The organism is Pseudoalteromonas sp. S3431 (assembly GCF_000690035.1).
GTDB lineage: Bacteria > Pseudomonadota > Gammaproteobacteria > Enterobacterales > Alteromonadaceae > Pseudoalteromonas > Pseudoalteromonas fuliginea.
The window spans coordinates 1-10,359 of sequence record NZ_JJNY01000061.1; the positions used below are offsets into that span (position 1 = coordinate 1).

11 protein-coding genes are annotated in these 10,359 nt (G+C 39.6%); 8 read left to right on the forward strand and 3 right to left on the reverse strand.

The window, feature by feature from the left end; translation table 11 throughout:
* Positions 1–99: 99 nt before the first annotated feature.
* Entirely contained in the window at positions 100–666 is a 567-nt protein-coding gene (locus DO88_RS04760) for a phosphoribosyltransferase (RefSeq protein WP_007377478.1), read from the reverse strand.
* A 189-nt stretch (positions 667–855) separates the two neighbouring features.
* A complete protein-coding gene (gene pepB / locus DO88_RS04755; RefSeq protein ID WP_033040301.1) occupies positions 856–2,151 on the reverse strand; it encodes an aminopeptidase PepB in 1,296 nt (431 codons plus the stop codon).
* Positions 2,152–2,274: 123 nt separating this feature from the next.
* Between pepB and sfsA the strand changes: the two genes are divergently transcribed.
* The 8 genes from sfsA to DO88_RS04715 all read left to right on the forward strand — a co-directional run bounded on the left by sfsA (position 2,275) and on the right by DO88_RS04715 (position 8,869).
* Positions 2,275–2,994: a DNA/RNA nuclease SfsA gene (sfsA, locus tag DO88_RS04750; RefSeq protein WP_033040304.1), complete on the forward strand. Its 720-nt coding sequence runs from the start codon at positions 2,275–2,277 to the stop codon at positions 2,992–2,994.
* Between the two features lie 304 nt (positions 2,995–3,298).
* Positions 3,299–3,742 (forward strand): RNA polymerase-binding protein DksA, encoded by a 444-nt coding sequence (gene dksA, locus DO88_RS04745; protein ID WP_007377481.1) that lies wholly within the window; start codon positions 3,299–3,301, stop codon positions 3,740–3,742.
* A gap of 20 nt (positions 3,743–3,762) precedes the next feature.
* Positions 3,763–4,707 (forward strand): tRNA glutamyl-Q(34) synthetase GluQRS, encoded by a 945-nt coding sequence (gluQRS, locus tag DO88_RS04740; RefSeq protein ID WP_007377482.1) that lies wholly within the window; start codon positions 3,763–3,765, stop codon positions 4,705–4,707.
* A 146-nt stretch (positions 4,708–4,853) separates the two neighbouring features.
* Positions 4,854–6,275, forward strand: coding sequence for a polynucleotide adenylyltransferase PcnB (gene pcnB / locus DO88_RS04735; RefSeq protein ID WP_007377484.1), 1,422 nt, complete (start codon positions 4,854–4,856; stop codon positions 6,273–6,275).
* Positions 6,276–6,279: 4 nt separating this feature from the next.
* The gene (folK, locus tag DO88_RS04730) at positions 6,280–6,765 is read left to right on the forward strand and encodes a 2-amino-4-hydroxy-6-hydroxymethyldihydropteridine diphosphokinase (protein WP_033040306.1); all 486 of its coding nucleotides are present in this window, start codon (positions 6,280–6,282) and stop codon (positions 6,763–6,765) included.
* A gap of 30 nt (positions 6,766–6,795) precedes the next feature.
* A complete protein-coding gene (panB, locus tag DO88_RS04725) occupies positions 6,796–7,590 on the forward strand; it encodes a 3-methyl-2-oxobutanoate hydroxymethyltransferase (protein ID WP_033040310.1) in 795 nt (264 codons plus the stop codon).
* Entirely contained in the window at positions 7,590–8,438 is an 849-nt protein-coding gene (panC, locus tag DO88_RS04720; RefSeq protein ID WP_033040312.1) for a pantoate--beta-alanine ligase, read from the forward strand. Before panB ends, panC begins: the two co-directional genes overlap by 1 nt.
* 194 nt (positions 8,439–8,632) lie before the next feature.
* Positions 8,633–8,869: a hypothetical protein gene (locus tag DO88_RS04715; protein WP_007377488.1), complete on the forward strand. Its 237-nt coding sequence runs from the start codon at positions 8,633–8,635 to the stop codon at positions 8,867–8,869.
* Between the two features lie 96 nt (positions 8,870–8,965).
* Here the strand turns inward: DO88_RS04715 and DO88_RS04710 are convergent, their stop codons facing one another.
* Entirely contained in the window at positions 8,966–9,934 is a 969-nt protein-coding gene (locus DO88_RS04710; RefSeq protein ID WP_007377489.1) for a PstS family phosphate ABC transporter substrate-binding protein, read from the reverse strand.
* Positions 9,935–10,359 lie beyond the last annotated feature (425 nt).

Here is a 10,359-nt window from a genome sequence, read left to right on the forward strand (position 1 = left end):
TATCTAGTTGTTCTAAATAAAAATTTTCACGACGTTATAGTGCAATTTAATTCGTTAAATTGATCAAAGATTTATGCAGGTTGGTATTACTTATGAATCTTACTTTTCTAGCAAAATATCATGTATTTTTGCAAGGTCAGATTTACCTGCAATAATTTCATCTGGTGTTAAACCCGATAGTTCATGCGGAAACACCAACCACTCTTCAGACTCATGAATATAGTAATCTGGCACTGTATCTACTTTTGAGTTTTTTGGTTTGTAATATGGGCATGCGATACGAATATCACGTGGCAAGTTTAAACGCATAAGCTCTGAAAGTTTTTCTTTTAATGCAACAATACTACGACCAGAATCAAATACATCATCAACAATTAATAATGAATCGCCTGCATTCGCGTTTTCAACTATGTAATGTAAACCATGTACTTTAATTTCTTTCGATTGTTTACCAATACCGTAATAAGACGAAGTACGTACTGCAATGTGGTCAGTCTCAATGCCTTTGTAATCGTAATATTCTTGAACAGCAATACCGATCGGTGCACCACCTCGCCAAATACCAATAATAAAATCAGGACGAAAGCCATCTTGGTATACTTGTGCCGCTACGCGGAACGAATCTTCAAGCAGTTGTTGAGCTGTGATGTAGCACTTATCTGACATAATTAGAAACCCCAGTGGTGGATATAACGCTTGAGCGCAGCTTAGAGTTAAGCAGAAATTAAACTCAAACAGGTATTGGCGACGGATTTTACCGCAAATGAAATAAAATTGCTTGCTTCACGTACAAAAAAATAGACACCAAGTGGTGCCTATTCATTCAAAGTATAAAAAGCATAAATTTAGTAAATACTATGCTTTTTCTAGTAAAGTTCGCGCAACTGTACGCATACCTTGAGTAGTTGCACCCGCTGCCCACTGGCTTGTGCTGCCCATGTTAAACGCAGCGGCTAAATCTATGTGTACCCAACCTTTGCCGTCGTTTGGCACAAAGCGTGATAAGAAGCCAGCCGCATTTGATGCACCGCCGTAACCCCCACCCTTTTGTGCACGGCTATTTGCCGTATCAGCATAAGGAGACGGGCAGTTTTGTTGATGCCATTTTTCAAGAGGCAGTGGCCAAGCAGCTTCCATTTCTTGAGATGCAAAACTTTCAACTTCGCGTGCAAGTTCTTTATCAAGTGCAAATAAAGCATTGTACTCTTGGCCAACAGCAACAAGCGCTGCTCCAGTTAGTGTTGCTGCATCAATGATAAGTGGAGCGCCAGTCTCTCCTGCTGCCATTAAGCCATCAGCAAGTACTAAGCGACCTTCAGCATCAGTGTTTACAATTTCAACTGTTGTGCCATTTTTATAAGTAAGAATGTCACCTAATTTGTATGCATGACCCGAAATTAAGTTCTCAGCACAACATAAAAACAGCTTAATACGTTTTTCAATACCACGGTTAATAGCCAATGCTAAACCTGCTGTTACTGTTGCAGCGCCGCCCATGTCGCACTTCATACCAAGCATACCTTCGCTTGATTTAATTGAGTAACCACCTGAGTCAAACGTAATACCTTTACCTACAAGCGCAGCACTTACTGGTGCATTTTCGTCGCCTGTTGGGTTGTAATCAAGCTCAAGCAATACTGGTGGGCGAACACTACCGCGACCAACTGCATGAATACCAATCCACTGTTGTTCTAGTAACGCATCACCTTTAATAATTTGGTAACTTACGTGTTCAGGCGCTAATGATTGAATAAACTCAGCTGCTTTTTCAGCTAGGCTTTCTGGGTAAATGTCATCGGCAGTACCGTTAACCATTTCACGTGCCCAAATTGCTGACGTTTTTAAGTGAGCAAGTTCTTTAATATCTGATTGTGCGTTATCAACAAACTCAACACCGTTTAATGATTTTGGTGTTACAAAGCCTTGGTAAAAAGCCCACTGGCTTTCTGTACACCAAGTATCACCTGCTAATTCAACATTTTTAACGCCTTGGCTTGCAATAGTACGGCCTGCTTTTTGAACATTTTTTAATGTGTCTTGCTCAGATAAATGAACAGTTGCACCGCGCTCGTTAAAAGACAATGACGCATTATCGCCCCAATGACTCGCTGCTGCTTGTTCGCTTAGTTGAACAACAAATTTTTCACTCATGTTAGAATTCCCTTGCACTTAAATGTGCCACCGAGTTTACTATAGAGCGCTTAAGTTCCCAACAGCTTGAGATAAATAACATAAATCACACTGCTGAGCAGTGTTTACGCTTTGGAAGTTATTATGAAGTACACGCCAGCGCTGCAACCAGCCATATTATTAAAGCGCTACAAACGCTTTTTAGCTGATTTACAATTAAGTGATGGCAGCGAATTTACCGCCCACTGTGCAAATACAGGTAAAATGACGGGATGCGCTGAGCCAGGCTTTACTGCTTTTTATTCAACGAGCGATAACGCAAAACGAAAATACCCGCATTCATTAGAGCTTACGCAAAATAACTTATCGCAGCTTATTTGTGTAAATACAGCGGTGGCTAATAAAGTAGTAGAAGAAGCAATAAACAATAATGTGATAAGCGAGCTACTCGACTACAGTCAATTGCAAAGCGAAGTTAAGTACGGCAGCGAAAACAGTCGTATCGACTTTTTACTCACAGACGAAAATAAGCCCGATTGCTATGTAGAAGTTAAGTCAGTCACATTATTAAGCGAAGATGCACCACAAAGCGGGCAAGGCTACTTTCCTGATGCGCAAACACTGCGTGGACAAAAACATATCCGCGAACTAATAGAAATGATCGAACAAGGCCACCGAGCAGTATTACTGTTCGCTGTTTTGCATGAAGGAATAAATACCGTAAGTGCAGCTGCGCATATTGATAAAAAATACGCCACGTTATTAAGCCAAGCAATTGTGGCGGGGGTTGAAGTATTAGCATACAAAGCAAAGATTTCAGCAAATGAGGTTTTGCTTCATAAAAAAATAGCATTTGTAAAATAATGTATAAATACAAACAATTAAACTAGTCTTACTGTTGAAATGACAAAGACTCGAAAATAGTCCTTGTTAAATTGTACAAATCAGCTTGTTTTTAAAACTTTTGCCCACATAACTAGGCAAGTTTTAAAGAGCGAATACATGAATTAATAAAAGTGTAAATAGACTATTAATACACTTTTTGATCAGTGAACATGGTTGAAGCTAATTCGATTAATTAAAAATAAATTTGCCTAGGGTATAAGATTCTGTTATTTATACCGCCGGCTAATGCTGAGGCATTAAATTAAGGATTTAGGAGAGAGTTATGCCAGACCAAAAGAAACATGGTTTATTGGCTCAAGCCGGTTTAGAACCATACCAAGAAAAACCAGGTGAAGAGTACATGAATGATGCACAACGTGCACATTTTAGAGCGATTTTAGAAGCTTGGCGTAATGATTTACGCAATGAAGTCGACCGTACTAAATCGCACATGCAAGACGAAGCTGCTAACTTTCCTGACCCAGTTGACCGCGCTGCACAAGAAGAAGAGTTCTCTTTAGAACTTCGTACTCGTGACCGCGAACGTAAATTAATCAAAAAAATTGAAAAAACAATTAACCTGATTAAAGAAGATGATTTTGGCTTTTGTGAGTCTTGTGGCATCGAAATTGGCATACGCCGCTTAGAAGCGCGTCCTACTGCCGATTTATGCGTAGACTGTAAAACACTTGCAGAAATCAAAGAAAAACAATCTGGACGCGGCTAATTAACCTCTATTAATTAGTTATGTCTCCTACAGCCGTTACTGCGCCAGTGCGTAAATATCGCGGTCGTTTTGCACCGTCTCCTTCTGGGCCATTACATTTTGGCTCACTTGTGGCGGCTGTGGGTAGTTACCTTGATGCAAAAGCAAACAAAGGTAAATGGTTAGTCCGTATCGAAGATATAGACACTACGCGCGTTGTAAAAAATGCCGACTCCGATATTCTAAATACCTTACACGCTTACGCCCTTTACTGGGACGAACCGGTTGTTTATCAAACACAGCGCTTGCCTTTATATCAAGATATTACCCACTCACTTTTAAAACAAAAGCTTATTTATGGTTGCACCTGTACTCGCAAACAAATAAAAACCATTGGTGGTATTTATCAGGGGCATTGCAAAGTACTTGATCACAGCACTGAATCCGGTGCACTTCGCTTAGTTCAACAACATCCAACGACTCAATTTAGTGACTTAATCCAAGGTGATATAACGGTAAATAGTCCCCTTGCCCATGAAGATTACTTAATTAAACGTAGCGATGGTTTATTTGCTTATCAGCTTGTAGTGGTTGTTGATGATATTGATCAAGGGATTAATCGAATTGTAAGAGGTGCAGATTTAATTGAACCTACTGCTCGGCAAATTAGTTTGTTTAAACAACTCAACAGCCCTGTACCTGAATTTGCTCATTTACCTTTAGCGGTTGCCAAACCTGGCTTTAAACTGTCTAAACAAAATTATGCACCCGCAATTAGTAAAAACAATCCAAAACCTGCATTAATCAGTGCATTTGAGTTTTTAGGACTACCTGTAATTGCTGATCTAATCGATTTAAATATTGAACAATTAGTCGCTTGGGGAGTTAAAAACTTTAGCTTAAAACAGGTGCCACACGTTCCCGAAATACAGATTTCTCAGCATCCGACGAGTCAAGCCATCCAATTTACTCAACTAAGTAAATAAAAATCGCTAAAAACGGCTTAATTTCAACACATCAACTTAATTTTTAAACCCTGCTGGTATATGATAGCCGCCTAAATATATGCTATTTACGTTAAACAGCTTGTACTGGGTTATAACTTCCCTATTTGCTGTAATTTTTGATTGCGATGACAAGTCAATCAACACCTTCTAGGAGACAGACTATTATTTCCAAGCTTTTTCAATTTTGCCGACAAATAATCGGCCCGAATACCAGTGCAAAAAGCGCTTCGGTAAGCAGTGAACCTATTGTTGTCACTCGTGGTGAGCATGGTATTTCGCGCAAACAATTTAGCCCAAATGCAATCAAAGTACTGTACCGTTTAAAAGATGGTGGTTACGACGCCTACCTAGTTGGTGGTTGCATTCGCGATATATTGTTGGGCCAACAACCAAAAGATTTTGATGTAGTAACCAATGCAACGCCAGATCAAGTAAAGAAACTTTTTAGAAACTGTCGCTTAATTGGTCGTCGCTTTCGCTTAGCACATATCGTATTTGGTCGTGAAATTATAGAAGTCGCAACGATGCGCGGACATCACGAAGCGCCAGAAGATAAAAACCAAATAAGCCAATCGAGCGATCAAGGTCAATTACTACGTGATAACGTATTTGGCAGTATTGAAGAAGATGCAGAGCGCCGCGACTTTTCAATCAATGCACTTTATTACTCAATCAATGATTTTAGTATTCATGATTACGCAAACGGCTTAGCTGCAATTAAAGCCAAACAAATTGAGCTCATTGGTGACCCAGAAACTCGCTACCGTGAAGACCCTGTTCGTATGTTACGTGCAGTGCGTTTTGCCACTAAACTTGATATGAGCATCGCACCGAAAAGCGAAAAACCAATTACAGAACTAGCAAGTTTGCTTGATAACATTCCGCCAGCTCGCTTGTTTGAAGAAGTACTTAAACTGTTTTTAAACGGTAAAGCTGAAGCTAACTTTTTAATGCTGCGTAAATACGGTTTATTTAAATCGCTATTTCCAGACCTTGATAGCATTTTAAATAAAAAGCCTGGTGGGCTAGAGCACACACTTGTTCAGCAAATGTTTCAAAACACCGATGAACGTATAAATGCCGATAAAAAAGTAACACCTGCATTTATTTTTGCAGCGCTACTTTGGTTTCCATTATTAGCACGAACTAAAGAAATTCAAGAACAAGAGCAACTCGTTGAATACGATGCTTTTGCTCAAGCAATGAATAAAGTATTGAGCGATAGCGCTCAGCACATTGCAGTTCCAAAACGCTTTACACTAGGTGCTCGCGACATTTGGCATATTCAGCACCGTTTAGATAAACGAGCAGGGCAACGCGCTTACAGACTAACGCAACAGCCTCGCTTTAAAGCCGCTTATGACTTTTTGTTATTACGTGTTGATGCAGGTGAAACACAGCACACCGAATTAGCACAATGGTGGACACAGTATCTAGGCCAAGACATTAACGGCCAAAAAGAGATGGTTAAGAACCTAGGTCACCCTGGCGGTCCTAAACCACGAAAGCGCACACGCCGTCGTGCACCTAAAAAGCCTGCTGAGTAATACCATGCATTGTGTTTATTTGGGCTTAGGTGCAAATCTAAACTCACCAAAAGAGCAGCTTGATAACGCCGTTATTGCGCTTAAAAAGTTGCCTCACTGTGAATTTATGAGCGTATCGCATTATTACGCCAGTAAACCTATGGGTCCACAAGATCAACCCGACTACATAAATGCCGTTGCATGTATTAAAACAAGCCTTGAGCCAGAGCAATTACTTGATTTAACACAAAGTATAGAGCTTGAGCACGGTCGAGTTAGAAAAGCAGAGCGTTGGGGGCCACGCACTCTTGATATAGACACCCTATTATTTGATGATCAAATCATAAATACACAGCGCTTAACAGTGCCTCATTATGGTTTGAATAATCGCGAGTTTGTAGTGTATCCACTATTAGAGCTTGCACCTGAACTTATTTTACCTAGCGGCGTTGCATTAAAAACCATTGCAAAAAATTTACCGCTCAACGACTTACAACAATTACCTCTGTAATTAACCTAGGCTCAGCCTGCGAGGAATATTATGTCTAAAATAACTGTTTCTACTTTAAATAAAATGAAAGCAGAGAATAACAAAATTACTGCGTTAACGGCATACGACGCCAGTTTTGCAAAGTTATTTCATGATAACGGCGTTGAAGTTATTTTAGTGGGCGACTCTTTGGGCATGGTACTTCAAGGTGGCGATGACACGCTTGGCGTAACCAATCAAGATATCGCATACCATACACGTTGTGTACGCGCTGGTAGTCGTGAATTATTTGTAATTGCCGACCTGCCTTTCATGACCTATTCAAGCGTAAGTGATACCTGTAAAAATGCAGCTGAGCTTATGCGCGCTGGCGCAAACATGATTAAGCTTGAAGGCGGAGAATGGCTTTACGAGTGTATTAAAACGCTTACTCAACAAGGTATTCCAGTTTGCGGGCATTTAGGCCTTACACCGCAGTCAGTGCATGTATTTGGTGGTTTTAAAATACAAGGTCGCGAAGAAGACAAAGCACAAAAAATGATTGATGACGCAAAAGCACTAGAAGCTGCTGGCGCACAATTATTAGTACTTGAATGTATTCCTAGTGCATTGGCAAAACGCATTACAGACGCTCTAAGTATCCCAACTATTGGTATTGGTGCTGGTAGCCTAACTGACGGCCAAATACTGGTAATGCACGATCTAGTCGGTATTTCAGCTGGGTATATTCCTAAATTTTCTAAAAACTTTTTGCTCGAAACAGGCAATATGCCTGCAGCCGTTCAAAAATATTGTACAGACGTTAAAAGCGGTGCATTTCCTTGCGCTGAACACGAGTTTAAATAATGCAGTCAATCACTGAAATAAAATCATTACGCAGCCAAATTAAAGCATGGCGACAAGCAGGTCTTAGCGTGGCATTAGTACCAACTATGGGAAACTTACACCGAGGGCATTTTTCGCTAGTCGAAAAAGCAAAAACACTGGCCGACAAAGTGGTTGTGAGCATTTTCGTAAACCCTATGCAGTTTGGTGCTAACGAAGATTTAGATAACTACCCTCGTACACTTAACGAAGACAAACAAGGTCTTGCTGAGCTTGAAACCGATATTGTATTTACTCCAAGCGTAGAAACAATCTATCCTAACGGACTTGGTGCACAAAGCTTTGTCGATGTGCCTGACATTTCATTAGGCTATTGCGGTGGTTCACGCCCAGGGCATTTTAGAGGCGTTGCAACAATCGTTACTAAGTTATTTAATCTAGTACAACCTGATTATGCCTGCTTTGGTGAAAAAGATTTTCAACAGCTGCAAGTCATTAAAACCATGACACGCGACTTATCAATTCCGGTTGAAGTGATTGGTGTCCCTACAATGCGAGAAGTTTCTGGCCTTGCTATGAGTTCACGTAATGGTTATTTATCTGAAGCGCAAAAAACGACTGCAACCGTATTATTTAAAACGCTTAATACATGCGCAGAACAGCTAAAAAGTGGCGAGAAAGACTTCGTAAAACTTGAAAGCTTAGCTAAACAGAGCTTAGAGCAAGCTGGTCTAAAGCCAGACTATTTTGAGATAGCTCAACGAGATACATTAAAAACTGCTACACTCAAAGACACCAAGTTTGTTATTTTAGCTGCTGCCTATTTTGGTAATGTTAGATTAATCGACAATATTCAGGTCGAAATTTAATATTATACCAATTGCATTAAATTAGTGTTCTATTCTAGCGACAAAAAAATAGCTTAATAACAAGGTGAAAATTATGATGTATAGTTGTTCTATATAAATAATTTTTAACGCAGTTAGTAAGTTATTTAATTCGCTAAATAATCATGTTTTTAATAAAATTGGTATTATTACGACTCTCTTTTTAAGGATTAAACATGCACAATTTAATAAAAACAAGCGTAGTTGCCCTTACTTTTGCATTTTTAGCTGGTTGTCAAAACCAAATACAAAGCCCTGAACTTAACCAGTGTGCTCAACAAAACTATCAATGTGAAACTACCTGTGAACAGCAGTCAAGTGGCGAAGGCTTAAAGCAACAAGTATGCTCTGGCAAATGTGTTGAAAGCTACAATCAGTGTAAAGTACAAGCCGAAAAATTAGGTGGTATATAAGCGTTTAAAATACTTGGAGCTGTTTATCTTTCAGGCCCTTAATTTTAGGCACAAAAAAACCGCTCAATGAGCGGTTTTTTTATTGCTTATAGTTTATTAATTTAAACCTAGCTTTTTAAGCTCTACTTCTACGAGCTTTGCCGAAAGTGGTACATAACCATCTTTTTCTACAATTTGTTGACCATCTTGCGAAAGCACCATTTTTAAAAATTGTGCTTCGATAGGCGCTAATGGTTTATTTGGGTGTTTATTCACGTAAACGTATAAGAAACGAGATAGCGGGTATTTACCTTGAGCAACGTTATCAAGAGTCGCATCAACAAAATTACTGCCTTTTTTAGCCAATGGAACAGTACGTACACCCGACGTTTTGTAACCAATGCCTGAGTAACCAATTGCATTCAATGATGATGAAATTGACTGTACTACCGATGCAGAGCCTGGTTGTTCATTTACGTTGTTACGAAAGTCACCTTTACACAATGCTTTCTTTTTAAAGTAACCGTAAGTACCTGATACCGAGTTACGTCCGTAAAGTTGAATATCTCTTGCTGCCCAGCTACCAGTTAGGCCAACTTCACTCCAGCGGTTAACTTGCTCTGGTGCACCACATTTACGAGTCGATGAAAAAATAGCATCTACTTGGTCAATGCGAAGACCTTCAATTGGGTTATCTTTATGAACATAAACCGCTAGCGCATCAATAGCAACGCGCACTTCTGTTGGTTTATAACCGTAACGTTTTTCGAACGCTTCGATTTCTTTTGATTTCATTTTTCGGCTCATTGGGCCTAAGTTAGCTGTACCTTCAGTCAATGCAGGTGGTGCAGTAGAAGAACCTGCGGCCTGAATTTGGATATTTACATTTGGGTAAATACGTTTGTACTCTTCAGCCCAAAACGTCATCATGTTGGCTAAAGTATCAGAACCTACCGATGAAAAGTTGCCTGAAACACCACTAATTTTTTGATATTCAGGAATGTTTTTATCTAGTGCAACTGCTTGCGCAGATACGAAAGTTGTAACAGCCACACCCATTGCGGCAACTAAATTTTTAAATTTCATGTCGGGTTCCCCGGTTTGTTCGTCTCATTTACTAACTGTTGCCCACTCTAAAGTGAGTAGATGACAGTTAGATTGCTATTAAGTGACACTTTTATGACTTTGCTTTTTATACCAATTCGCTTAATTCGTTGTTCTACTTTGAGATAAGAAAGTTGTGTTGATAACAAGGCAAAAAATTCGTTATTTAGTTGTTATATATAAGAAATTTTTAACGCAGCTAGCACCAAGTTTAATCCCTCAAATTGATTAAGTATTATTGCGGATTAGTATTAGGGCATGTTGTTCTTTGTGGATTGAAATTTGCTCAATCTAGGGGCGATTAAATCGCGGCGCGAGGTTTGTAACCTAGTGAGCTAAGTAAAAACCGAGCAACTAAGCGTTAACCCTCCCTAGAAAGAACCCCTTGGGCAGCGCATGTTTGGTAT

What these genes read in the sequence shown, in the direction of transcription:
- sfsA (WP_033040304.1), top strand. Translation starts at nt 2,275, where the DNA reads ATGAAGTACACGCCAGCGCTGCAACCAGCCATATTATTAAAGCGCTAC.
- DO88_RS04760 (WP_007377478.1), bottom strand. Translation starts at nt 666, where the DNA reads ATGTCAGATAAGTGCTACATCACAGCTCAACAACTGCTTGAAGATTCG.
- DO88_RS04715 (WP_007377488.1), top strand. Translation starts at nt 8,633, where the DNA reads ATGCACAATTTAATAAAAACAAGCGTAGTTGCCCTTACTTTTGCATTT.
- dksA (WP_007377481.1), top strand. Translation starts at nt 3,299, where the DNA reads ATGCCAGACCAAAAGAAACATGGTTTATTGGCTCAAGCCGGTTTAGAA.
- DO88_RS04710 (WP_007377489.1), bottom strand. Translation starts at nt 9,934, where the DNA reads ATGAAATTTAAAAATTTAGTTGCCGCAATGGGTGTGGCTGTTACAACT.
- panC (WP_033040312.1), top strand. Translation starts at nt 7,590, where the DNA reads ATGCAGTCAATCACTGAAATAAAATCATTACGCAGCCAAATTAAAGCA.
- pcnB (WP_007377484.1), top strand. Translation starts at nt 4,854, where the DNA reads ATGACAAGTCAATCAACACCTTCTAGGAGACAGACTATTATTTCCAAG.
- pepB (WP_033040301.1), bottom strand. Translation starts at nt 2,151, where the DNA reads ATGAGTGAAAAATTTGTTGTTCAACTAAGCGAACAAGCAGCAGCGAGT.
- panB (WP_033040310.1), top strand. Translation starts at nt 6,796, where the DNA reads ATGTCTAAAATAACTGTTTCTACTTTAAATAAAATGAAAGCAGAGAAT.
- gluQRS (WP_007377482.1), top strand. Translation starts at nt 3,763, where the DNA reads ATGTCTCCTACAGCCGTTACTGCGCCAGTGCGTAAATATCGCGGTCGT.
- folK (WP_033040306.1), top strand. Translation starts at nt 6,280, where the DNA reads ATGCATTGTGTTTATTTGGGCTTAGGTGCAAATCTAAACTCACCAAAA.